This window comes from Acinetobacter sp. 826659, assembly GCF_000588515.1.
In the GTDB taxonomy this organism is placed as follows: Bacteria; Pseudomonadota; Gammaproteobacteria; order Pseudomonadales; family Moraxellaceae; genus Acinetobacter; species Acinetobacter pittii.
The window spans coordinates 186158-211278 of the sequence record NZ_JFYD01000005.1 but is presented as its reverse complement, the minus strand read 5'-3'; the positions used below and the strand labels follow the sequence as shown (position 1 = coordinate 211278).

Annotated in this window: 26 protein-coding genes; 10 read left to right on the top strand and 16 right to left on the bottom strand. The window is 37.5% G+C overall.

Annotation, left to right across the window (positions count from 1 at the left end):
- Window positions 1–23: 23 nt before the first annotated feature.
- The 3 genes from J663_RS12040 to J663_RS12030 form a co-directional block, all read right to left on the bottom strand.
- Window positions 24–1889, bottom strand: a complete 1866-nt coding sequence (locus J663_RS12040; protein WP_032056987.1) for a SurA N-terminal domain-containing protein — start codon at window positions 1887–1889, stop codon at window positions 24–26.
- Window positions 1890–2020: 131 nt separating this feature from the next.
- Entirely contained in the window at window positions 2021–2293 is a 273-nt protein-coding gene (locus tag J663_RS12035; protein WP_001043034.1) for an HU family DNA-binding protein, read from the bottom strand.
- Window positions 2294–2462: 169 nt separating this feature from the next.
- Window positions 2463–2918 carry a phasin family protein gene (locus J663_RS12030; protein ID WP_005069443.1) on the bottom strand — a complete coding sequence of 152 codons (456 nt, stop codon included), beginning with the start codon at window positions 2916–2918 and terminating at the stop codon, window positions 2463–2465.
- Between the two features lie 208 nt (window positions 2919–3126).
- Here J663_RS12030 and J663_RS12025 point away from each other — a divergent pair, with 208 nt between their 5' ends.
- The 8 genes from J663_RS12025 to fdx all read left to right on the top strand — a co-directional run bounded on the left by J663_RS12025 (window position 3127) and on the right by fdx (window position 9242).
- On the top strand, window positions 3127–3774 hold the full coding sequence (locus J663_RS12025; RefSeq protein ID WP_005076210.1) for a hypothetical protein: 648 nt from the start codon (window positions 3127–3129) through the stop codon (window positions 3772–3774).
- 109 nt (window positions 3775–3883) lie between these two features.
- Window positions 3884–4357 carry an Rrf2 family transcriptional regulator gene (locus J663_RS12020; RefSeq protein WP_002117915.1) on the top strand — a complete coding sequence of 158 codons (474 nt, stop codon included), beginning with the start codon at window positions 3884–3886 and terminating at the stop codon, window positions 4355–4357.
- A gap of 1 nt (window position 4358) precedes the next feature.
- The gene (locus J663_RS12015; RefSeq protein ID WP_002117998.1) at window positions 4359–5576 is read left to right on the top strand and encodes an IscS subfamily cysteine desulfurase; all 1218 of its coding nucleotides are present in this window, start codon (window positions 4359–4361) and stop codon (window positions 5574–5576) included.
- A 66-nt stretch (window positions 5577–5642) separates the two neighbouring features.
- Complete coding sequence (gene iscU / locus J663_RS12010) at window positions 5643–6029, top strand: Fe-S cluster assembly scaffold IscU (RefSeq protein WP_002117907.1); 387 nt, start codon at window positions 5643–5645, stop codon at window positions 6027–6029.
- Between the two features lie 30 nt (window positions 6030–6059).
- The gene (iscA, locus tag J663_RS12005; RefSeq protein ID WP_002117986.1) at window positions 6060–6380 is read left to right on the top strand and encodes an iron-sulfur cluster assembly protein IscA; all 321 of its coding nucleotides are present in this window, start codon (window positions 6060–6062) and stop codon (window positions 6378–6380) included.
- A 90-nt stretch (window positions 6381–6470) separates the two neighbouring features.
- Window positions 6471–6989, top strand: a complete 519-nt coding sequence (gene hscB, locus J663_RS12000; protein ID WP_002117921.1) for a Fe-S protein assembly co-chaperone HscB — start codon at window positions 6471–6473, stop codon at window positions 6987–6989.
- Between the two features lie 37 nt (window positions 6990–7026).
- A complete protein-coding gene (gene hscA, locus J663_RS11995; protein ID WP_033849922.1) occupies window positions 7027–8886 on the top strand; it encodes a Fe-S protein assembly chaperone HscA in 1860 nt (619 codons plus the stop codon).
- Window positions 8887–8903: 17 nt separating this feature from the next.
- Window positions 8904–9242 carry an ISC system 2Fe-2S type ferredoxin gene (fdx, locus tag J663_RS11990; RefSeq protein ID WP_009387062.1) on the top strand — a complete coding sequence of 113 codons (339 nt, stop codon included), beginning with the start codon at window positions 8904–8906 and terminating at the stop codon, window positions 9240–9242.
- A 54-nt stretch (window positions 9243–9296) separates the two neighbouring features.
- Here the strand turns inward: fdx and J663_RS11985 are convergent, their stop codons facing one another.
- The 8 genes from J663_RS11985 to J663_RS11950 form a co-directional block, all read right to left on the bottom strand.
- Complete coding sequence (locus J663_RS11985) at window positions 9297–10763, bottom strand: adenylate/guanylate cyclase domain-containing protein (protein ID WP_033849918.1); 1467 nt, start codon at window positions 10761–10763, stop codon at window positions 9297–9299.
- Between the two features lie 56 nt (window positions 10764–10819).
- On the bottom strand, window positions 10820–11254 hold the full coding sequence (locus J663_RS11980; RefSeq protein ID WP_002117900.1) for an HIT domain-containing protein: 435 nt from the start codon (window positions 11252–11254) through the stop codon (window positions 10820–10822).
- Window positions 11255–11455: 201 nt separating this feature from the next.
- Window positions 11456–14917, bottom strand: coding sequence for a transcription-repair coupling factor (gene mfd, locus J663_RS11975; RefSeq protein WP_033849916.1), 3462 nt, complete (start codon window positions 14915–14917; stop codon window positions 11456–11458).
- Window positions 14918–15051: 134 nt separating this feature from the next.
- Window positions 15052–15408: a hypothetical protein gene (locus J663_RS11970; protein ID WP_033849914.1), complete on the bottom strand. Its 357-nt coding sequence runs from the start codon at window positions 15406–15408 to the stop codon at window positions 15052–15054.
- Between the two features lie 81 nt (window positions 15409–15489).
- Window positions 15490–16422: a Dyp-type peroxidase gene (locus J663_RS11965; RefSeq protein ID WP_081404739.1), complete on the bottom strand. Its 933-nt coding sequence runs from the start codon at window positions 16420–16422 to the stop codon at window positions 15490–15492.
- Between the two features lie 143 nt (window positions 16423–16565).
- Window positions 16566–17348, bottom strand: coding sequence for a glutathione S-transferase N-terminal domain-containing protein (locus J663_RS11960; protein WP_081404724.1), 783 nt, complete (start codon window positions 17346–17348; stop codon window positions 16566–16568).
- A 21-nt stretch (window positions 17349–17369) separates the two neighbouring features.
- The gene (gene rraA / locus J663_RS11955; protein WP_033849910.1) at window positions 17370–17876 is read right to left on the bottom strand and encodes a ribonuclease E activity regulator RraA; all 507 of its coding nucleotides are present in this window, start codon (window positions 17874–17876) and stop codon (window positions 17370–17372) included.
- Window positions 17877–17888: 12 nt separating this feature from the next.
- Window positions 17889–18554, bottom strand: coding sequence for an NAD(P)H-binding protein (locus J663_RS11950; protein WP_017399521.1), 666 nt, complete (start codon window positions 18552–18554; stop codon window positions 17889–17891).
- A gap of 212 nt (window positions 18555–18766) precedes the next feature.
- Between J663_RS11950 and rpsT the strand changes: the two genes are divergently transcribed.
- Entirely contained in the window at window positions 18767–19033 is a 267-nt protein-coding gene (gene rpsT / locus J663_RS11945; RefSeq protein ID WP_002117906.1) for a 30S ribosomal protein S20, read from the top strand.
- A 57-nt stretch (window positions 19034–19090) separates the two neighbouring features.
- Here rpsT and J663_RS11940 read toward each other — a convergent pair whose 3' ends face one another.
- Window positions 19091–19825: a histidine phosphatase family protein gene (locus tag J663_RS11940; RefSeq protein WP_002117975.1), complete on the bottom strand. Its 735-nt coding sequence runs from the start codon at window positions 19823–19825 to the stop codon at window positions 19091–19093.
- Window positions 19826–19882: 57 nt separating this feature from the next.
- Window positions 19883–20740, bottom strand: a complete 858-nt coding sequence (locus J663_RS11935) for a 3'(2'),5'-bisphosphate nucleotidase CysQ family protein (protein ID WP_033849907.1) — start codon at window positions 20738–20740, stop codon at window positions 19883–19885.
- Window positions 20741–21034: 294 nt separating this feature from the next.
- Here J663_RS11935 and J663_RS11930 point away from each other — a divergent pair, with 294 nt between their 5' ends.
- Window positions 21035–21403 (top strand): hypothetical protein, encoded by a 369-nt coding sequence (locus J663_RS11930; RefSeq protein WP_005069482.1) that lies wholly within the window; start codon window positions 21035–21037, stop codon window positions 21401–21403.
- Window positions 21404–21462: 59 nt separating this feature from the next.
- Here J663_RS11930 and J663_RS11925 read toward each other — a convergent pair whose 3' ends face one another.
- The 3 genes from J663_RS11925 to J663_RS11915 form a co-directional block, all read right to left on the bottom strand.
- Window positions 21463–22122 (bottom strand): SOS response-associated peptidase family protein, encoded by a 660-nt coding sequence (locus tag J663_RS11925; RefSeq protein WP_031944137.1) that lies wholly within the window; start codon window positions 22120–22122, stop codon window positions 21463–21465.
- A gap of 107 nt (window positions 22123–22229) precedes the next feature.
- Window positions 22230–23963 carry an ABC transporter ATP-binding protein gene (locus tag J663_RS11920; protein WP_033849905.1) on the bottom strand — a complete coding sequence of 578 codons (1734 nt, stop codon included), beginning with the start codon at window positions 23961–23963 and terminating at the stop codon, window positions 22230–22232.
- Window positions 23964–23975: 12 nt separating this feature from the next.
- A complete protein-coding gene (locus J663_RS11915) occupies window positions 23976–25118 on the bottom strand; it encodes an ABC transporter permease (RefSeq protein ID WP_033849902.1) in 1143 nt (380 codons plus the stop codon).
- Window positions 25119–25121 lie beyond the last annotated feature (3 nt).

Below are 25121 nucleotides of genomic sequence, written 5' to 3'. Positions count from 1 at the left end.
GCTTTTTTTATTTGATCAAATTATTATTTAATTTTTGCATGTGATTTTAAATATTGGCTGTAATCTTCCAATATTTGTTGACCACGAGATTGACGATAAAGTTGTTTTAGCTGTTGTAATTGATCAGCAGGAATAGCATTAGCGGCTGATGAATTTACATTTGAAACTGCAACGACTACCAGCTCATTTGGCAAGTTTGCTGTTGTAACAGACCACATACCCGGTTTTGGGGTAGCTAAACTAAATGCTGCACGTTCAATTTCACGCTTTAAACCCTGTGAACGACTAAATACGCCAGCTGATTCAAATGCGACTTTATTTTTAGCAACTACTTGTTCTGCTGGTTGAGTTTTAAACTCAGTCAACATGGTAGCAATTTTTGCTTGGGCTGCTTTACGCGCTTTCGCATCGATAACTTTGGCTTTTGCTTCATTCATCGCTTGCGCTAATGGTTTTACACCAGCTGCGTGGTAATCACGCACTTTAACCCATACCGTATCACCATTTGCTAATTGAATATTAGATGATGCATTACGGTCACCATTTTTCACATCATCATTAAATAACTTAATTTTGACACTTGGATCACTTAAATATGGGTTTTGAGTTGCTAAAGTTACACCATTCAATGATTCAACTTTTGCACCTTTTACTTCTTGTACAACAGCTTCTAAAGAATCATTACCAACAATTGTTTCATTCAAACTGTTTACGGCATCTGAATAAACCGTAGCAACTTTATTCTTTTCAACCTCAGCCGTTAAACGCGCTTTCTCAGCTTCAAATGAAGGGATTTGGTTAGCTTGAGTTTCTGCTTCAATAATATGATAACCATATTGTGTTTTTACTGGCTGCGAAACTTGTCCATTTTTCAAACTTAAAACAGTTTTATCAAATGCATCCGAGAAAACACCTGGAGCATATGCTTCAACTAAACCACCTTTTGCTTTTGAACTAGGATCTTCAGAGAACTGCGATGCAGCTTGTGCAAACGAAAGACCACCCTGAATTTTCGCATAAACTTCTTTTGCAAGTTTTTGAGCAGCTGCGTCATCACGAGCATCAGTAGTAATTAAAATATGCTTTACAGTTCGTTTAGCATCTTTTTTCTGAGTTTCAACAAACTTTGCATAAGCTTGCTGAAGTTCAGCTTCAGTTGCAGGAGCTGGTTTAGCCATCATTGATGGAGATAAGACAACATAATCAACATCAACCGAAGCCTGTTGCTTAAATTCATTTTGATGCTTGTTATAGTAATCTGTAGCTTCTTGATTAGATGCCGTTAAACCTGTTTTGTAAGCATCTAATTTAATACTAGCTAAATGTAACGTACGTTGTTCAGTTTGCAAATTCGCAATTTGCATTAGATCAACTTTGCTTACTAAAGAGTAATCAGCAAACGTTGACGTTAACATTTTCAATGCATGATCTTGACGTAGGCTTGCTATTAAACCCTGACTCGTCATGCCAATAGAACGTAAGTAATTTTCATAGAGTTTTTGTGAGAATTGACCATTCTCTTGCAAACTAGGCTGCTGAGCTAACATTTGCTCAATTTGAGCATCACTCAAAGAGATACCTAATTTTTCTGCTTGCTGTATTAATAGATTACGTGACACCAAAATATCGAGTGCCTTAGCCTGAATGACAGGCAAATTAAGTAAACTTTCATCCCCTTTAACAGCAGCTAAATATTGTTCTTTGTAAGACTGAGTTAAAGTTTCAAGGTCTTTTTTAGATATTTCTTGGCCATTTACTGTCTTAGCAACATCAGCCTTGTTTCCCCTATTAAAATATCCTTCAATACCTACAAGTGCTAAAGGGGTCAAAAACAAAATTAGAAGGACTTTGCCGAGCCAACCCTTAATGACTGTACGAAACGATTCCATAAGTATTCCAATATTTTATTTCGAGGAGAATTTTAACTGAAAAACCACAATCAATGAATGAGCAATATTGGTCAATTCAGATATTTAATAAAAAACGCGCCTATATTGGCGCGTTTATTCATCTTAAAAGATTAAGCTACTGAATCTTTAAGACCTTTACCAGCTTTAAAGCTAGGTACTTTTGTTGCTTTAATTTGAAGCTCTTCACCAGTTTTAGGGTTACGACCAGTGCGTGCAGCACGTTCTTTAACACTGAAAGTACCAAAACCAACTAAAGTTACTGTGTCACCTTTTTTAAGTGCTTCAGTAATTGACGCAATTGTCGCATCGAGTGCCTTGCCTGCATCAGTCTTAGATACTCCCCCTTTTTCAGCAATTGCATCGATTAATTCTGATTTATTCATGAATAAAACATCCTCTTAATATCGTTTGTTTAAGGTCCAAGGCTATAGTTTAAAAGGCCATGACGCCTTTATAGCAATGCTTTAGGGGAAAACGCAATACTAGAGCAGGGCTTTTAGCAAAAATAAATGCTAAAAAACTGTTATATATTTGCTAAATCCCAACATTTTTTTACTTTTTATTCAATTTTGCTTTCAACTGTTGATTTTCTTCTATTAAAGCATCCACCTTAATATGCAGTTGTACGAGCAGTTGTTCGATGTGTTGCAAATCCTTCGGCGTCACCAAACCAATACGGTTTAAAGAGTGATTAACACTCGTATCAAGAATCTTTTCTACTCTGTCTTTTGTTTCAGATACAGATTCTTTTGCTTTTTCTGTGACTTTGCCAACTGTATTGTCTGCCAAGTCTCCAGTTTTTGATTCTAGCTCCTCACCCACTTTAACCAAAGAATCAAAAAGCTTATTTCCCTCCTCTTCCGCACGTGAAAAAGCACCAAGTCCTGCTAGCCAAATTTGCTTAGTATACTTCCTAAAATCTAAAGCTGATTTTCTTGAACTTTTTGATTTTAATTTATTTTTTTCTTCCGACTCTTCTATCTGGGTATCTGTATTTGCATTATCCATTAATCTAAACTCCTAATCAGATGAGAGAAATGATGACTGATTTGACCACAAAATATTTCTATAATATCAAAGTAAAGACTTGATCCATTTACAAAACTGTTCTACAAAGCAAATAAGTCATGTAAATATATTTAACACGACATTGTGTTAAGTTTGGGATAGGATGTCCCATTCTTCGGTTAATTGCTATTTCTAAGGATAAACTTTTATGAGTGAAACGCAACAAAGACAAAAACATCCGCGTCTGTTGCTGAATATTGTTCTAATTATTTTAGAAACTTTTTTTTCATTTATTCTCACCCACGATGGTGCCCTTCGCTTGCAAGCGAAAAAGTTTATTTTGAACAAAACAACGATTCGTATTAATAGCTATTTACCTTTCTTTGACTTCTATGTTCAATTTACAGAAAAAGGTTTGTTATTCGATATTCACTCTTTTGATAGACGTATTGATCTTGAGATCAATAGTACGCTTATCGATTTAATTAAAATTTTTGGTTTTTCTAACCAACGCAGCCTTAAAAATATGCGTATTGATGGTGATGAGGAAACGAAAAAGGAACTTCTAGATTTAATTTCTCATTTAACTCTTCCAAAATTGCTAGTTGACTGGAAACAGTGGTTTAACACTTCAGATGATGAAGCTGAAACCCTTGCTTCACGTAAACGGATTGCTCCATTACTTGAGAAAATTGATCAACAAAGATCAGAGATCAACTCCCTTCACGTGGAAATTAAACAGTATCAAAATCGAATTACTCGCTTACAACGACGTCAACGAAATATTAACTTCTCCTTTGGTATAATTAGCCTAATATTTATTGTTTATTTCATATATAATTTGTGGGTTGCCTAATTTATTTTTCTATTTTGTTCCTACACTTGAATTAAAAATAAAAAAACTTGACTATTTTAGTCGGGATTCATAAAATCCTATTATCTAGTCTTAACATGTGTATCGAATCATGCGCCTTACAACTCGCGGTCGCTACGCAGTGACTGCTCTACTTGATTTAGCTTTGCAGCCAACTGAACAAACGATCACGCTCGCCGAAATTGCCGCACGCCAATCCATTTCAGTTGCTTATTTAGAACAGTTATTCGCAAAACTTAAGCGTCATGGGTTAGTTTCTAGTGTTCGTGGTGCAAATGGTGGTTACCATTTGGCTCGAAATGCTGATGAAATTACTGTGTTAGAAATTATTGAAGCTGTAAATGAAACGGTTGATGCAACACGTTGTGACCATAAAGGTAATTGCCAAAATGGTGCAATGTGTCTCACTCATGATTTATGGCAAGAACTCTCTCATCATATTGCCGACTATTTAGCAAAAATCTCTCTTGCCGACCTCATTAGCCGAGACAACGTTCAAACTGTTGCATTACGCCAAAATGTGACTGGCACAGATTCAGCTCTTTTATCGGGTACAGGTATTTGATATGAAACGTCCAATTTATCTTGATTACGCAGCAACCACTCCAGTAGATCCGCAAGTTGCAGAACGTATGATGGAGTGTTTAACTTTCGACGGTACCTTTGGTAATGCTGCGTCTCGTTCCCACGCTTATGGCTGGCAGGCAGAAGAAAAAGTTGAATATGCACGTGAGCAAGTAGCAAATTTAATTAAAGCTGATCCACGTGAAATCGTTTGGACTTCTGGTGCAACTGAATCAGATAACCTTGCCCTTAAAGGTGTAGCTCAATTCTATGCATCTAAAGGCAAACATATCATTACAAGTAAAATTGAACACAAAGCTGTTCTAGATCCTTGTCGTGAATTAGAAGAACAAGGCTTTGAAATTACTTATTTAGAGCCAGAACCACAAACAGGTTTAATCACTCCTGAAATGGTTAAGGCTGCCCTTCGCCCAGATACTATTCTTGTTTCTCTTATGATGGTAAACAATGAAATTGGTACAGTCACAGATGTAGCGGCGATTGGTGAATTAACACGTGCCAACAAAACATTTTTCCACGTAGATGCAGCACAAGCAGCTGGTAAAGTTGATATCGACTTATCTACGATGAAAATTGACCTTATGAGTTTCTCGGCTCATAAAATTTATGGTCCAAAAGGTATCGGCGCATTATATGTACGTCGTAGCCCGCGTGTTCGTCTAAAAGCACAAATTCATGGTGGTGGTCATGAGCGTGGTATGCGTTCTGGTACTTTGGCTACTCATCAAATCGTTGGTATGGGTGAAGCTTTTGAAATTGCAGGCAAAACAATGCATGCAGAACAAGAGCGTCTCCGTAAACTTCGTGACAAACTTTGGAACGGTTTACAAGACCTTGAACAAGTGTTCTTAAATGGTCACCCAACTCAAAACGTTGCAAACTATTTAAACGTTAGCTTCAACTTTGTTGAAGGTGAATCTTTAATGATGTCGCTTAAAGATGCTGCAGTATCAAGTGGTTCTGCTTGTACTTCTGCAACTTTAGAGCCTTCATATGTTCTTCGCGCATTAGGTTTATCTGATGAGCTAGCACACAGCTCAATCCGCTTTAGTTTTGGTAAATACACAACTGAAGAAGACATTGACCACGTGCTTACAATTACCAAAGCCGCTGTTGAGAAATTACGTGAACTTTCTCCGCTTTGGGATATGTACAAAGAAGGTATCGATCTTTCTACAGTTGAATGGGCAGAACACTAATTATTGAAATTAGTGTTTTAACCCTCATATTAATATTAGGCTGACCCCGAGGTTTGGAGAAGCGAAATGGCTTATAGCGAAAAGGTAATTGATCATTACGAAAACCCACGTAATGTTGGTGTTTTAGATAAAAACTCTGAAAATGTTGGTACAGGCATGGTGGGTGCACCTGCATGTGGCGACGTGATGCGATTGCAAATTCAGGTAAATGATAGTGGTGTGATTGAAGAAGCACGCTTCAAAACTTATGGCTGTGGTTCTGCAATTGCATCAAGCTCACTTGTAACTGAATGGTTAAAAGGTAAGACTCTTGATGAAGCTCAAGCGATCAAAAATATTGATATCGCAACTGAGCTTGCTCTTCCTCCAGTAAAAGTTCACTGCTCTGTACTAGCTGAAGATGCAATTAAAGCTGCGATTGATGATTACCGCAGTAAAAAATCTAAAGCTTAATTTGTTACCATTGTAAACGTTGGAGTTTTCATGATTCATTTAACTGAAAATGCTGCGACTCATATTAGCAATTACCTTAAAAATCGAGGTAAGGGTGAAGGCATTCGCGTGGGTGTGAAAACTTCTGGTTGTTCTGGGTTGGCTTATGTTCTCGAATTTGTTGATTCTGTCGATGAACATGACCAAGTTTTCGAACAATTTGGCGTTAAGGTTTTTGTAGATCCAAAAAGTCTTGTCTATTTAGAAGGCTTAGAAATGGACTACGTAAAGAATGGCCTTAACGAAGGGTTCGAATTTAACAATCCCAATAAAAAAGGTGAATGTGGTTGCGGTGAGTCTTTCACTGTATAACGCCCTCTTCTCCTTCCATCCTTTTCATTAAAACAGTGACTTTTTATAGCACTGTTTTAATGTATTTAATTAACGTGGACCTCCTTTCTAATGAATCATTTTGAGTTGTTCAATTTACCCGTAGAACTCGATATCGATTTGGCGAGCTTAAAATCTAGTTTCTTAAGTTTGCAACAGCAATATCACCCAGATAAAGCAGAAGATAAAGATCAGGCATTGATCAAATCAAGTGAAATCAATCAAGCTTTTAAAGTACTTTCGCAAGTAGATAGCCGCGCTGCTTATCTATTAGCGTTAAAAAAGCAAGATCACCACCTCGATCAATCCATTAGTGATTTTGAGTTCCTACAATCAGCTCTAGAACTTCGTGAGCAACTTGATGAAGCAACTTCACAAGAGCATTTAAGTACTCTTAAGCAAGAAGTTTTTCAGTGGATTGATGGCTTAGTTCGTGAATTTAAAATTGACTACTCAGATGAAGATTGGGGCGAAGCTCGAGATACTGTACGTAAATTACGTTTCTTTCAGCGCGTTCTTAACGATATTGAAAAAGCAGAAGATCAACTGTTGGATGATGAAGACAACTTTGATTTAGACGATGATTTTTAATTTGCTTTTTCCAATTTATATTCAAAGGATTTAACTCATGGCACTTTTGCAAATTGCTGAACCGGGTCAATCCAGTGCCCCACATGAACACCGCATTGCGATTGGTATCGACCTAGGAACAACACATTCTTTAGTTGCGACAGTGTTATCAGGCAAACCAAAAGTCCTTAACGACGAAAAAGAAAGACGACTTCTTCCTTCTATTGTGCATTATGGAAATGATGTCACTCATTATGGTGAAGAAGCAAAACCTTTCATTATTGCTGATCCAAAAAATACAATTGTTTCTGTAAAGCGTTTCATGGGACGCTCAAAAGCAGATATCAAATTTCAACACCCATATGAATTAGTGGGTTCTGAAAATGAGATGCCAGCTTTCGAGACACGTTCTGGTCGTAAAACGCCTGTTGAAATTTCAGCTGAAATTTTAAAACAACTAAAAGAGCGTGCTGAATCTAGCTTACAAAACCCAGTAAATGGAGCCGTAATTACTGTTCCAGCTTATTTTGATGAAGCACAACGCCAAGCAACACGCGATGCTGCACAGCTGGCTGGTTTAAATGTATTACGTCTACTAAATGAGCCAACTGCTGCTGCTGTGGCTTATGGTTTAGATCAAGAAACGAATTTAGCTACAGATCATAACTATGTGATTTATGACCTAGGTGGTGGTACTTTCGACGTATCAATCCTACGTTTTTCACAAGGTGTCTTTGAAGTATTAGCTACAGGTGGTCATACTGCTTTAGGCGGTGATGATTTAGATCGTCTCATTGTTAAGTGGGCTAAAAAACAATTAAATATTGATACGCTAAGTGATGAAAACTATGCAGTATTTATTGTTGCTGCTCGCCAAGCAAAAGAACAACTCTCTACACAAGAATCCGTTCAGTTAAAACTACTTGAAAATGTACTAACACTTGATCGCTCAACCTTTGAGAGCATTATTCAAGTTGCTTTAGACAAAACAATCAGTGTTTGCAAACGCGTTTTACGTGATGCAAAACTTGAATTATCAGATATTCAAAATGTTGTTTTAGTAGGTGGCTCTACCCGTTCGTATGCTGTTCAGCAAGCAGTTCGCAATGTGTTTAATCAAGAACCACTTTGCACGATTAATCCTGATGAAGTAGTCGCGATTGGTGCTTCTATTACAGCCAATCAATTAATTGGAAACAGCCAAGACGGCTCACTACTTTTAGATGTTACTCCTCTTTCTCTTGGCTTAGAAACCATGGGTGGATTAGTAGAGCGTCTTATTTCTCGTAATACAGCTATTCCGGTTGCTCGCCGCCAAGAGTTTACTACTTATCAAGATGGCCAAACTGCCATGCTGATTCATATAGTTCAAGGTGAAAGAGATCTAGTCGAACACTGTCGATCGTTAGGAAGATTCGTTCTTCATAGCATTCCTCCAATGACTGCTGGTCAAGCACGTATTGAAGTTACCTTTCAGGTAGATGCAGACGGCTTGCTTACTGTTTCAGCTCGTGAAACAACTTCAGGTGTACAAGCTCAAATTGATATTAAACCATCTTATGGTTTATCAGAGTCTGACACTGAACGCTTGCTAATTGAAGGTTTCCAACATGCAGAAGAAGACAAAAATCTGCGTCATTTAAAAGAAACCAAAGTTGAGGCCCAACGTGAGCTTGAAGCATTAGAACAAGCTTTGAAAGTGGATGTTGATTTACTCAATAATGAACAGCTCGAAGCACTTAAAGCCGCTGAAAACTTGCTTAAAGTACAACTTGAAGACAATGATATTCAAGCAATTGAAAAAGCTGTAGAACAACTTAAAGTACATAGTGATGCTTTTGCTGCACTACGTATGAATCGACATATTGACCACGCCTTAAAAGGTACAAAACTTGAAGATTGGTCAAATTCAAACTAAAGGTATAGGTGATCAATATGCCCCGCATTAAAGTACTTCCTCACGCTCAATTTTGTCCTGAAGGTGCAGAATTTGAAGTTGAACAGAATGCAAATCTTTGCCAAAGTTTGCTTGATCGAGGAATTAAAATCGAACACGCATGTGACATGTCATGTGCTTGCACTACCTGTCACGTAGTAGTTCGCAAAGGTTTTGATAGCCTAGAAGAAATGGATGATGTTGAAGCAGATCTTTTAGATCGCGCTTGGGGTCTTGAACCAGATTCTCGCCTTTCATGCCAAGTAAAAATTGTTGATGAAGATTTAGAAATTGAGATCCCTAAATATACAATCAACCACGCTTCAGAAAATCATTAATCGTGTTAATAAAAAAGCTGCTTTAAAAGCAGCTTTTTTTATGTTTTATAAACTCTAAACCTGATCTTGCCGGTCTATTTCTAAAGGTTTAACTTCATCTTCAAGTCTTAACTGTGCAATACCTTGAGTATTCACTAAAGTTTGTTGAACTTTAATTCGTTGAATCATTTTTTCAAGCACTTCTACCAGTTCAGGATATTCATAGTTTTGTACTTCCTCTAAATTAAGTACCAAGTGAAAGCCTTTATACTCATAATCAAACCATTGCTGATGATCTGACTTATTCCCTGTATATTTCTCCATCACTTGCCATGTCTTTACGGCACCTTGAATACCTTTTAGATAAATCGGTGTTTTAGGTGCGCACAGGAAATCACTTTTGATTAATTGATAAGTATCATCTGAAATTAAGATTTCATCTATTTCAGCAGCATATTGCAGACGAGCCGCTAAATTCACATCACGCCCCACAATCGTATAAGCCATACGATGGGTTGCCCCATAATTTCCTACGTGGCAATAACCAGTACTAATACCCATCCGGATATGCAATGCTGAGTAACCCATTTTTTTCCAGCGCTCGCGCAACAATTTCATTTGCTGACGCATAGCGATTGCCATTTCTACACATGCTTTAGCATCTTGCTCCACACCTTGTGAATTCGGATCACCAAAAAATATGAGGATGGCATCACCCATAAATTTATCGACTGTGGCTTCATACTGTTTAGCAATTTCTGTCATATGACTTAAATAATCATTAAGCAAGAATGCTAAATCATCTGGAATTAAAGTTTCTGATAACTCTGTAAAACCCTGAATATCAGAAAAAAACACCGTCATTTTTTTACGCTTATATTCAATCTTTGCTTCAGCCTCACCGCGCATGATAGATTGCCATAACTGTAATGGCGCATAACGACTTAATTGATTAGCAAAAGCAATATAGCGGGTCATTTGATCATAGTAATGTTGACGCTGCTGACTGATTTTTTTAACCCAACGATGCTGGTAGTAGTTTCCAATAGTAATAAACATAACCAAGCCAAGAAGTGTAATTACAGTCAATTCTTGGCTAGTAGCCTCAAAATATGTATAAAAACCAAATAAAAAGAAAGTACTTAAATAAAAAATAATCGCACCTAACAAACTGGTCAAACAAATGACTGCGAAAGAAATACGACTATTAATTGCTGAATAAAATAATGCGAAGAGTGCAATAAATGTAGGCACCAAATTAAGATGCAGACCTGCTAAGGTAACGGCTACAACAATTGCATCGATTGCAAAGAAAACACTTTTTTGAGTTTTTTTATCGAATTGGTACTGAAGCCAGTGTTCTAACTTCGAACTAATAAAAAGTAGGAATAGGAAAAAAGGTGGAACATAGATCTGATAATTAGTATTAGGTGAGGTAAAAGCATAGATCACTAAAATTAATGACAGAATTGAATATCCCATCAAACGATGAAAATATGCAAACTGCTTAGGCTCTCTATCGATAAACCTCTCTAATTGCACCCTATCCTCCACACCTCAATGTAGCCACATTCATATAAATGTGGCATTGCATTGATTTAGTCCATGCGCCAATCAAATGGCATATCACCTTGACCACGTAACGCAAGCATAAGAGTTTGACGCATATGAGCCAGCACATCATTTGTATAAGGAACCGCAGGTGTCCCCCATACTGGTTTAGGCCATGCAACATCATTCTGATAACGTACCACATGATGGAAATGCAATTGAGGCACCATATTTCCCAAAGCGGCAACATTCATTTTATCAGCGCGGAATACACGAGATAGCTGGCTAGATAACCAACTTGATTCACGTAAAAACTGTTCTTGGTCAGCTTGGCTCAACTCATATAATTCTGTGATTCCCGGCACACGAGGGATTAAAATCAGCCAAGGGAATTGCATATCATTCATTAAACGACATGTTGAAAGCGGGAAATCGCCTACAAAAAAAGTATCTTGAGCAAGTTGTGGATGCAAACTAAACATATCTTTTATAAATGACAATAAACAATAATGGCTAATACTATCACATCAGTTTTGATGTGAGTATTGCTAGTGTCTGGTTTGATTACAAATAACAATGATTTTATGCACTTATTATCCCAACAGACCGAGAAATCGTGCATAAAACTCTGTTATCAACATACAAATAATTTATATGGAATGAAAATCAATTTAAAACACTATTTAAGCATGTAATTCATTCAATAATTTCGCTAACAAATCATTAATAAATTGGATCCGCTTTTCCTGTTCTTCAAGCTGAACCATAACCTTTAAACGTTGACCACCTTCCATACGATAATAGGTTGGATGCTTTTGCATGAGTTGAATAATACTAATGGCCTGAACAGGTGTATCAGGCGAGAATTCAATATTGCCACCTTGCGTATTAATATCGATCTTAGTAATCCCCAGCTGTTCAGCTTTCAGTCGAATTTGGTGAACACTAAATAAGTGTTTAACTGATTGCGGTGGAACTCCAAAACGGTCAATAAGCTCCATACGGATATTGTCGAGCTTTTCTTGGGTATCTGTATTACTAATACGCTTATAGAATAATAAACGCTGATGCACGTCACCTAGATACTCATCTGGAATCAGTGCAGGAATGTGTAAATTAATTTCTGCAGTTAATGATAAAGGCGCATCAAAATTCGGTGTTTTACCTTGCTGAATCGCTTTAGTAGCTTTTTCCAGCATTTCCATATATAGGCTATATCCAATTGCCTGCATTGAGCCACTTTGCTGCTCACCTAAAAGCTCACCTGCGCCTCGAATTTCTAAATCTTCTGTAGCCAGCATAAAACCAGCACCAAGAGTTGAAGCACGTTGAATTGCATCTAGACGTTTTTCAGCATCACCTTTTAAATGCTTTATCGAAGGAACCAATAAATAGGCATAGGCTTGGTGGTGTGAACGTCCTACACGGCCACGTAATTGGTGTAGTTGAGCTAAACCTAGTTTGTCGGCCCTTTCTATCAAAATAGTGTTGGCATTTGGAACATCGATTCCGGTTTCGATAATTGTTGAGCATACCAATACATTGTATTCTTTGTGATAGAACTGTTGCATGACTTGCTCAAGTTCTCTTTCCCTCATTTGTCCGTGTGCAACAGCTACACGAGCTTCAGGGACAAGCACACGAATATTTTCAGCTGCTCTCTCAATCGTATCAACTTCATTGTGCAAGAAATATACTTGTCCACCACGCAGTAACTCACGCAAGATCGCTTCTTTAATAGACGCTTCAGTATGTTCTTGTACAAAGGTTTTAACAGCTAAACGACGGGCTGGTGGTGTAGCAATGATAGATAAATCACGCATTCCCGAAAAAGCCATATTAAGCGTACGAGGAATTGGTGTAGCTGTAAGCGTTAACATATCTACATCTGCACGTAATGCTTTAATACGCTCTTTATCACGCACCCCAAAACGGTGCTCTTCGTCGACCACCATTAAGCCTAAATCTTTAAACTGCACATTTTCTTGTAAAAGTTTATGGGTGCCTACCACAATATCGACTTTGCCTTCAGCAAGGTCTTCAATATTTTTCGTATGGGTTTTATTTGAACCAAAACGTGATAATACTTCAATACGAACAGGCCAATCGGCAAAACGGTCTTTAAAAGATTCATAATGCTGTTGAGCAAGTAATGTCGTCGGTACTAACACAGCGACCTGTTTGCCATTTTGCACCGCAACAAATGCCGCACGCATCGCAACTTCTGTTTTACCAAAACCAACGTCCCCACAAACAAGTCGATCCATCGGTTTAGCTTGTTGCATATCGTAAAGCGTCGCTTCAATAGCATTGGCTTGATCAAGTGTTTCTTCATACGCAAACCCGCTTGCAAATTGCATATAAAGTGACTGATCGACTTCAAAGCCAAAACCAGGTTTTGACTGACGACGTGCTTGTATATGTAACAATTCTGCTGCGACATCATGAATTTGTTCTAAAGCTTTACGTTTTGCCTTACTCCACGCATCAGTTCCTATTTTATGTAATGGTGCTAAGTCCGGATCTCCACCACTGTAACGACTAATAAGATGCAAATTCGTCACAGGCACATAAACTTTTGCCTCTTCAGCATAGTCTAATTGCAAGAACTCGTAATCTTGCCCTTCAATTGCTAAAGTAATTAACCCAGCATAACGCCCTACACCATGGTCAATATGAACAACAGGAGCACCAATGCTTAATTCGGTCAAACTACGAATTAGGAACTCTTCTGAAACTTCTTGCTGACGTTTACGACGACGTTGGACTACCCGATGCTCATATAACTGATTTTCTGAAATAACAGACAATTGATCAGTTAAAAGCAACCCACGGTCTAATGGCGCATTCGTAATCGCAATCGCAAACTGACTTTTCTGAAATTGCTCAAAACTATCTACACTAGGAATATCTCCCAGACTAGCACGCAAACCATCTCTTAAACTTTCTCGTCGACCAGCGCTTTCTGCAACCAATAAAACAGGATGATTTGCTTCATCAATATATTTTTTAACTACGGCAAATGGTTTGTCTTTTTTCGGATCAACTGGCAACTTAGGGGGTTGCTCAACCTTAAGATTTAGAGCCCCAGCTTTTTCTTCAACTGCTTCAGCGCTCACAAGCATACGTGGGAACTGATTTAAAGCACTTAGTAAGTTATTTGGTGCAATAAATAATTCATCAGGTGGGAGAATTGGCTGGTCTGCGTTATGACGTCTATCTTCATAGCGACGGAAAACTTCTTTCCAAAAACTGGTTAAATCAGTATCAATATCATTATTTGTAATTACAATGCAATTATTTGGAAAGTACGTTGTGAGTGTGCTTTGAGATTGCATGTAAGTTTTATCAAAAAATAATGGTAAATAAAACTCAATTCCCGGAGATGCGATTCCATCAAGAACATCTTGGTAAATTGGGTTTTTCTTAGGATTTGCGGTCGGAAAAAGTTCAGAATAACGATCTCTGAAAATAGAACGAGCTTCTTTTAATGGGAACTCTTTCGCGGGAAGAACTGTAAAACTTTTTAAAGTTGTGGTGGTTCTTTGCGTTTCTGGATCAAAGAATTTTAAAGTATCAATTTCATCATCAAATAGGTCAATACGGATAGGTGCATCTTGACCAGATGCAAAAATATCCATAATGCTGCCACGTACAGCAAACTCACCATGGTCGTAAACTGTATCTACTAAATGATATCCAGCTTGTACTAAACGTAGCTTCTGTTGTTCTAAATCAAATTTTTGCCCCACACGTATATCAAAATGCTCACCTAAAACCCAAGAATATGGTGCAACTCTTTGAGCTAAAGTGCTTGCTGAAATGAGCAATACACCTTTTTGCGGCATATTGGATAAAATCGCGAGTCGTTCTGAAACAATATCTTGATGAGGTGACAAGCGGTCATACGGCAAAATTTCCCAATCAGGGAAAATTGTCGGTTTTATGCCATAAAATTCAAGTTCACTTTCTAACTGAGCAACATGTTGGTTATTTCGAGCTACTACAACGAGCAAAGACGAATGCTGAACAGCAATTTCTTTGAATAATAATGCAGCAGATGAACCTAATAACGACCCTACCCAACGCTTTTCACCGGCTTTGAGCTGTTGTAAATTCAATTGAGAGATTTCTTGTTGAAACATGTATATGGCTTTTATCAGCTAAGAAGATATGAGCTCAATAGTAGCATGATGTTTTTAGTGAAATGAGTTATTTTTTTGAAAATCAAACTACTAGTTGGCCCTACTTTTTATATTTTTTAATCAATCAACTATGATTATTTATCACGCAAAAACAAAACATAATATTGATTTAAAATTTGTATAATCGCTTTGAGTTGAAGTAGCTTTTCTTGATTATTTTCCAATCTTGCAACATAACGCTGTGTTGCGATTTCTAGATCAATCTTTTCATTAATTTGTGGCGTAATTTGAAATAACTTTTGAAGATTATCAAAATTCTGTAATTTACGGTTTGAGAAATATTTAAGATGCTCTGACCACTTTTGATTAATCACTACATCATTAATGATAGGCCCACGTTCAGAATCAAATTTTAATTGATTCTCTTGCAAGTAAATTTGTTCAGGTGTCTCTTTCGAGCCTTGAAAAAGCTGTGTTATCTTTTTAAACATTTCATCACATCATATTTATTTCAATTTAAATAATGGAAGTAACCTAGTCACTCCCATCATTTGAGTCTTCTAAATTAAAGATTATTCATCGCCTAAATCATCAAGAAAATCTATAGTCGGTACAAAAAATAAAGTACCTGTTTGAGCAGTACTAAAGTCAAGTAACCGATCTAGGTTACCATGCTCATTGCCTAAAAACATGTTCTCAAGCATTTGTCGGGTTGTACTAAATTTACGCGAGTAGCCAATAAAGAATGTGCCATATTCATTTCTAGAAGGATTAGAAAAAGGCATATTAGCTCGCATAATTTTAAGTTCATTGCCTTCTGCGTCATGAGCTTTACTAACGACATTATGAGCAGTTAAAGGTTTTTCATCATCGCCGAGCTCAACATCATTGAACTTTTTACGGCCAATCACTTTTTCTTGCTCTTCGTCAGTTAATGAACGCCATTTGTCCATATCATGTGTATATTTTTGGATAAAAGCATAACTTCCCCCGATAAAGTCAGGGTCTTCATCGCCTACTAATGCCCACTGTGCTGCAATAACAGGTTCAGGATTCTCAGTCCCATCCACAAAGCCAATAATTGCACGACCGTCAAAATAACGAAAACCATGAACTTCATCAATTGGATACGTTACTTTACCAAGCTGTTGATTAATTATATTGCCTAACTCGTAACATAAGGCCTGACGATCAGCACGAATATGAAAAAATAAATCACCTGGAGTTGAAACAGCCGTGTATTTCGGACCTCTAATTTCTTGAAATGGTTGTAACTCTTGAGGCTTGGATTGCTCTGGAAATAATATATCCCATGCATTGGAGCTAAAACCTAAAGTAGCATTAAATTTACTATCTGGATAACGGTTAGTTAGACTTCTGGTTAGTGCTGAAAAATTAGCAGCAAAATCTTTTACTTTTTCTATTACAGAATCACCTTGAGCTAGCCCCAATACAATAAATAATGCATTTTCACCAGGAGCACTCGTTACAGGTTGAATTCTCATACATTCCATAAAATATGCCTTTTTAGGTATTTAAGCTTATTAATTTAGCATACTCATATTTTTTTCATACAACCTATTAAGAAATCTGATGTTAATAAGAGCTTAAGCAAAACGCCTTAAACTCTTACACAGATTAAGCTTAATCAACGTCCATATTGCTTTTTTAAATACTTTACGATTTGAGCAGACTCAAACATCTTCACTCCCGTATTTGGATCCACCAAATACGGCACCTGCATTTTATCTTGCATAATAGGCAACAGCTTTTCCCTTTTTCCACCTTCTAAAGGTATATATTTCCCTGGTTTTAAGCGAAGAATAGCAGGTCCCATATCTTGCCATCTCTCTTTTGCTACATTATGCAAAATATATGGAAGCTCAAGTTCAGAGAGTAGACTTCTTACAATTCGTGAATACGGACTTGCTTCAAAACTCCATAACTCAAGTTTTTGTTCAGGTGCAGCTCTATTAACAATTTTTTTATTTATCCATATTCCGCGAGCTCCATTTAATAGAGTTCCAGCAACTGCAGCATAAGGCATGTTTGGGTAACTCGAAAATTTCTGCGGCGTTTTCCCTGTCTTACCATAATGTTTAAATAAATGATGAATAATATCCTGTGATTCATATAGCTGATCGCCAGTATTTTCATCAATTAAAAATGGAAACTGTAATTTACCGCCTTTTTCTTTTACAACTGAACGATACTTTGTTCCACCTTTAGGACATGGATAAATTTCAACGTCCAGATTCAAAAGTGTAATCACTTCACGAACACGACGGCAAAATGGTGAACCTTCAAATTCATATAATTTCAAAGCCTTTACAGGTTGTTGTGGAAATGCTGTTCCTGAAACACCTCTACCACCTTCAGCAATTGCAGATACAACTGCTTGAAGTACTTTAATTTGATAAATCACCATCATGCCTTCCTTTATATTAGAGAATTAGACTAATTTTTCTTTTGCTATCACAACCCCATTATTATCAGCATAGATAAAATCACCAGATTGAATTGTGACTCCACCAAAATACAAAGGAATATCTACTTCACCAATGCCTTTACGATTACTTTTTTGTGGAATTGCAGCCAATGCATGTACTCCCAAATCTAAGGTCGCAAGTGCATCAACATCGCGTACACAACCGTAAATCACCACACCATTCCAATTATTTTTAACCGCTGATTCAGCAATCAAATCCCCCATGAGTGCACAGCGCATAGATGCACCACCATCCACAACTAATACTTTACCTGTACCATCTGTTGCCAATAACTCTTTTACACGTGAGTTATCTTCAAAGCACTTTACTGTTACAACCTGTCCCCCAAAAGTTTTACGTGCTCCATAACTTTGAAAGAACTTGCCATCCATTGATGGGATTACAACCTGTAAGTCTTTTTCAGGGTTATCATCTAATAAATCACATGTTACAAATGGTACTGTCGACACTTTAATACTCCCTTATCGAGTTTGTTGTATGCTCAGATTATCATATCGTTTAAAGGCTTCAATTTGCGTTAGCGCCGCTACGACCATCGTATGAGCCAATTGCTCGGCAGTTACTGGCTTATATTTGAATGGCTTTTGAAATTTATTCTCGATAAGTTTAAATAGACTTTGCCCTAAGTCTTCAATAAACCGTACATCGCTGCGTTTACCGATCAGTAAAGACGGTCTAAAAATAGATAGCTTTTCGAGTTCTAGACTCTCAATATAATCTTCTAACTGTCCTTTCACTTTATTATAGAAAATTGGAGAATTTGCATTTGCTCCAAGGGCACTCACTAGCAATAGATGAATATGTTTATCTTGCACTAAATCTGCTAAATGAGCATTGATTTCATAATCTACAGCGTAAAAAGCCTGTTTTGAACCAGCCATTTTTAATGTTGTTCCAAGACAGCTAAATGCATGGGTATGGCCATTCACATCTTCATCATTGAGTAATAAAAAATCCTCTATAACGAGTTGAGTAACTTTTTTATATGTATTAAGTAGTTGTGATTCTTTTCTGACCACAACAGTAATCGCTTCAAATTCCGGAGTTTGCTCAAGCTGTTCGACAAGCGCTAAACCCACAAGTCCCGTAGCACCTATCACAATTGCTTTTTTAGTACTTATAGTCATTTTTTATCCAACCCTCTTTAAGTTTGTATCAAATTTAACCTTTTCTTACCGTTTTAGCAGCCCCTAAAACCGCTTAAAATGCTCGCAAGGCTTGACTTCACGGTGTTGATTCATCACAATATGGCACTTGTTTACGGGCTGGTGATGGTTACACCAGTTTACTGAATTGACCACAGCCCGCCCAGACCAACTTATTTTCAAGGAGTGCAAGAGTGGCAAACTCTGCTCAAGCTAAAAAACGTGCGCGTCAAAACGTTACAGCGCGTAAACACAACGCAAGCTTGCGTTCTATGGTTCGTACCTACATCAAACGTACTTTAAGTGCAATCGCTGGTGGTGATTATGCTGTTGCTACAGAAGCTTACAAAAAAGCTGTTCCTGTAATCGACCGCATGGCTGATAAAGGCATCATCCACAAAAATAAAGCTGCTCGTCATAAGAGCCGTTTAAATGCTCAAGTTAAAGCGTTAGCTAACTAATTTGAACATGTAAAAAAAGCCCAATAGGGCTTTTTTTATTATCTATTGTTTTTGAGCTTATAGCACTTTATGAAATTTAGCTACATTCAGCTCATAGGCCTTTCCTCTCCAAATCCACTTTAATTTACAATTTGGAAACTCTTCACCTTCAAACCAGACAAATAATCCTTCCATCATTTCCGGCCAGTCTTCTTTCTTAATTTTATTCTCACCAGAAATTACAGCAACAATTGCTGCAATAATCGTGTCATGACTCACGGCTAAACTAAGACCGCCTTTAGTTTTTGGATGAGTCCGGTAAATAAGCTCTAGTACATCTAAAACACCCGTAATGGGATGTTTCATACCAGGTAATGCATTATTTACAAAACTATTAATAAAACCTAAAGCACCCTGCTTTTTAAAATAAGGAGCAGCTTGTTGTATATCCAACACAAAGCTACCCGGTTCAACAAGTAGCCCTTGCTCAATAATTTCAATTGTATGAGTATTTGATTGAGGACTTACATCGTCAGCCCCTTCAATCATGAGCGCAGCCGTATCGACACAGCGTTGTATTGGACTTGAAATACAATGCTGAATAACACGATCTGTATTTTTAATTAAGTAATTACCCCATGCCTGCGCAAGCTCACGTCCTTGAGGAGTAAGTTGGAGATCATAACCAGCCAAGCCCTGCCCATCTACAAGTTCTCTTAAAGAATGGCGCGTAAATAAGGTTACAGGAGTTGAAGCATCGGGCAATAAATCAATTGCTTCAAACATACTTTTAGGCAATAAATCGAGTGCCATCTTTATCTTGTCATCTTTTTTCAATACTTTGCCACTATAACATGTCTGGCATAACTCTCAATCGATAACACCTGATTGGGCTAATGCTTCAAATGCTATTTTTTTGCTTTCCTGATCACGAAAAGCGATAAAGCCCTTATTTAAAACCGTGTTTCTTTGATTATATTCAAAAGGTTTCCCATCCAGAGTAAGTAGACCACCGCCTATACTTTCTAAGAGACCTTGACCAGAACTGGTATCCCATTCAGAAGTAGGATGAAAGCGTGGGTAAATATCTATTTCACCTTCTAACATCATACAAAACTTATAGGCACTACCGGCTTCTCGTCGAATAATGCGATGTTCTTTTTCTATAGGTTGAATAAATTTTTGGTATTTTGGATTTTTACTACCGTGACTAAGTCCTATTTGTATGGGCGCATCTAGCGAAGTTGAACTAACCTGATATTGATACCATTGTTGTTGGCTAAAGCTATATTTAAAAGGTAAATCTTGCAGATATCCTAAGTACACAACTTGTTCACATGGCACGGCAATAACTGAGAAAACCGTTTCTTTGCCGTTGATGATGCTTAGATTGATCGTAAATTCATCACGTTCATGTATAAATTCTTTGGTTCCATCAAGCGGATCTAACATCCAGCAAGTAGACCAGTCATGACGGGCACTATAATCACTTTCTTCAGACAATACGGGCAACTCTGGAGTAATCTCTGCAAGATGTTTTAGTAAAAATCTATTTACCTTTAGATCTGCTTGGGTTACAGGTGAGTCATCTTGCTTTTCATGAATAGTAAACTCATAACCCGCAGAATAATTTTGATATTCTTCTAGTAAAATCTGACTCGCCTGTTCCAAAATAGGCAAAAGTTGATTAATTAAATTATCTTGTGGGCGCGTAGTTGTTATAAACATAAATATGCTCTACATAGTTTCACTTCTATTATAGGTGAATTATGAACAATTCCATATTCGCCAACAGTTTGATTTACTAAAATAGTCATTTATCTTAATCATTAGGCCGTTGCTTTCCGCCTATGCTATTTAGTTAATATGAATAATTATATTATTTATAAAAGCCTTTATTTCGTACAAAAAACAATCTATAAGTTATGAAAAATAAACAACTTAAATCAGATTTATCCATTTCCTTTTCATATATTTCTTGGTATGTTCAAGGACACAATAACAAGATGGAAGAAAGTGCACATGATGCTATATGGATATCATTTCTCGACAATAGAACATAACTGGGAAGACCTTAAGCCCTTAAATGAGTTTCTACAAACATTTGCAGATGATGATGGTGATGTTTCAACACGAGATAAAGAATCTCTCAAAGAAATCATAGCGAAATCTGATACAGCTTTGGCTCTCGCTAGAGAAATGGGTTGGGATGGTAGTTATACAGGCTGTCCTTATCTATTCTGGTTACCAAGTAAAAATAGCCAATCTTTTGAATATGGTTTTGTATTTAAACAGACCTCAGATAATACAACTTTTGTGATTTCACCGATTGAATTAAGCTATTTAGCTGAAGATTCCGAGGTACAAACATTAAGTAAAAATATTGAATAAGTCATATAGGTTATTGATTCAAATTTGACATCAATAACCTCATCTTAATTTTAGATAGATTAGTCAAACATGCTTAACTGAGGTGTAGGTTTTATAATTTTTTCTTTTGGGACATGAGAGCATTCAAACTCTTCAACTGGAAAACCTTCGATAAAGCTGGAAATATCTGGTGATTCTAAACTTAACCATTCATCTAGTCGGTCGTGTGGAATCACAATAACTGATCGTTTAACATCGCCTGGCTCGTGAAAGTCTTTCATCATTGGATGGTCTATAGCGTCCATGGTCAACATACTTGCAGAACGAATAATCGTTTCATTCATTTTGCAAATTTCGTAGATCGCTGCAATAAAAAAAGCCTGCCCATCTTTACGGCGTACACCCCACCGCTCAGGCTTATCATTTATATACTTACTTTCATAAAATTCGGTCACTGGAATCACACCAAATTTACATTTAAGTGCAGCTTCTTGAAAACTCGGTTTTTGGAAAATCGTTTCATGACGGGCATTGTAAGTATGTTTCGCTATGTTAGTATCTTCAGCCCATTTGGGAACCAATCCAAACATCACTTCGCGCCATTCAAACCCTTGTGGTGATTTGAATAATAGTGGCATTGTTCCTGCAGGATAAACCTCTTCGGCATAGCTAAAGCCGACCACAGGCAACTGAAGTTGCTGTAATTGGGCAAGCGTTAAAGGTTTAAAATTGGCGCACATAGCAAGAATAAAATACTCTACATTTACTTCTTTTATTTTATAAGCATTTACCACATAAACCAAATAAAAAGGCACTCGAAAGTGCCCTTAACGACATAACTTTACGCTTATGAAACGTGTTGAATCCCTTTAGGAATGGCCTGTAATAGTCGTTTAGTATAATCATGTTGAGGATGTGCATAGAGCTCATCTGAATTGGCTATTTCTACAACCTCGCCATGATTCATGACCATAACCTGATCAGAGATATATTTCACGACCGATAAATCATGTGAAATAAAGATATAACTTAGTCCAAACTCATCTTGTAAGTCTTGCAATAAATTAAGTACTTGTGCCTGAACTGAAACATCGAGCGCAGAAACAGATTCATCACAAATTAAGATTTCAGGCTTTAGCGTTAAACAGCGTGCAATGGCAATACGTTGACGTTGTCCACCTGAAAACTCATACGGATATCGGTAGTAAGCTTGTTCAGGTAAATTGACTCGCTCAAGCAGTCCGAGAGCAATTTGCTTGCGCTCAGCATGATCTTTACCAATGTTATGAATTTGCATAGGCTCTAATAAAATCTGCCCGATGGTAAAGCGCGGATTAAGAGACGCATACGGATTTTGAAAGATGATCTGGATTTTCCGTTGATATTTAGCAAACTCTTTTTCAGTTAATGAAAGAATATCTTTACCTTCGATGAAAGCCTGCCCACCAGATGCCTGATGTAAGCGCATGAGTAATAGCCCAACAGTCGTTTTACCTGAACCTGACTCACCAACTAATCCTAAGGTTTTTCCTTTAGCCAGCTTAAAAGAAACACCTTTTACGGCCTGAAACTCTTCTTTGCCAAATAGACCTTTACGGCTATAAAAGCTTTTTTTCAGGTCTTTTACTTCTAAAATGATTTGTTCATCACCATTTAAGCCACGTTTGCGCTCGGGAATTTCTGAAGCATCAAAACTTTGCTCGACCAATACATCGTCTTCTTGACGCATAAAATCGCTGGTCACTGGTAAACGATAAGGTCTTTGTGACATTTGCGGGCGGCAATATAACAAAGCTCTCGTATATACATCTTTAGGCTGTTCAAGGACCTGATCAGCAGCACCTTGCTCTCTAATCTCGCCATGACGCATTACAATGACTTTATCTGCAATTTCACCAACCAATGCTAAATCGTGGGTAATAAAAAGCATCGACATTTGACGGCGCTTACGCAATGACTCGAGCAAATCAATAATTTGCTTTTGAATCGTAACATCAAGTGCAGTGGTCGGCTCATCAGCAATCAGCAGTTTAGGTTCACAAGCAATCGCCATAGCAATCATGACACGTTGCTGTTGACCACCCGAAAGTTGATTTGGATAAGCGTCAATTTTAGTTTCAGGTGAAGGAATACCTACTTCTTTAAGCAACTCTAAAACGCGTTGTCGGGCCTGTTTACGGCTCAATCCCATATGCAAACACAACACTTCTGCAATTTGATTGCCAACCGTAAAAACTGGATTTAATGATGACATCGGCTCCTGAAAAATCATCGCAATATCTTTGCCACAAATTTTACGCATCTCTGTACGAGATAAGCTCAGTAAATCTTTGCCTTCAAATATAATTTTACTTTGCTCATCAATTTTACTCTGACCTACAGGCAGCAATCCCATAGTTGCCAAAGAAGTAACCGATTTACCACTCCCCGACTCACCCACTAAAGCAACCGTAGTATTTGCAGGAATATCAAAAGTAATTCCTTTTACGGTTTCAATATATTGCTTATCTTCACCTTTAAAACTTACTCGTAAATTTTGAACATGCAGTAACGGCGCATTCTTATTTTCTTGTTCTAACATTTGACCTTCCTCTTATTTTAGTTTTGGGTCTAATGCATCACGAAGTGCATCAGTAAACATTGAAAATGCCGTTACCAAAACAGCCATTGCGACAGAGGCTGCTACAAGCTGCCACCATTTGCCTAAAAGAAGTTCACTTTGTGCTTCATTTAGCATACTCCCCCAAGACACTACGCCTACTGGCACACCGAAGCCCAAGAAACTCAAAATAACTTCAGATTTAATAAAAGAAACCACCAGAATTGACATTTGGACCAAAGCGATATGGCTGACATTTGGGAAAATATGAATGAACATACGGCGGAAGTGACCAACACCAATTGCTTTGGCAGCAAGAACGTACTCACGTGCAGTGTGTTTCATATATTCAGCACGAATTAATCGATAAACACCCGTCCAGCCCGTTAAACCTAAAATCAGAACAATAGATAGAATGCCTTTTTGTTGAAGTACGGCAGCAATAGCGAGAACTAATAACAAATATGGAATTGAGGTAAAAATGTTATAAAACCAGTTGAGAATATCATCAACCCAACCACCGAAATATCCAGAAATTGCGCCTAAAAGTGTACCAATTCCTACTGCAAGTAAAGCCGATATCACCCCAACAATAATTGAAGTTTCAGCACCTTTAATAGTTTTCTTTAAAACGTCCTGTCCCCATTTATCAGCTCCAAACACAAGGGTACTTTTCAGTTCTGCTTGTTGATCAAGTAAATGTCCTCCAAGTTGCTGATCGATCGCTTTCATATCATCGGCTAATGGGTCAACTACACCATAATAATCAATTGCACTTCCAGAGCTCTTTTCTTGTTTAATTTCAGCGTTAAGCTTGTTAATTACATCTTTTAAAGGATCGACTGGATTTTCTGGTAATTCTTCCTCAATCGCTGCCGCCTTTTGCCCTGCATCTGTTGTCTTATCTGCCCCTATAAATGTAGGCGGTGCATAACTTACGGCTACCTCTTTATTCCAGTCAGATGCAATCACGCCCGTCATTGATAGAACCAAGATAATAAAATAAAGTAATACAATCACTAGCGATGACATTGCGATCTTGTCGGCCCGAAGACGACGCATGGCAAGTTTCCACAGGCCAGATGAATGAGCTTCGGCTTTTGTTTGTTGTTTTCTTTTTGATAAAACGCTCAGCATAGC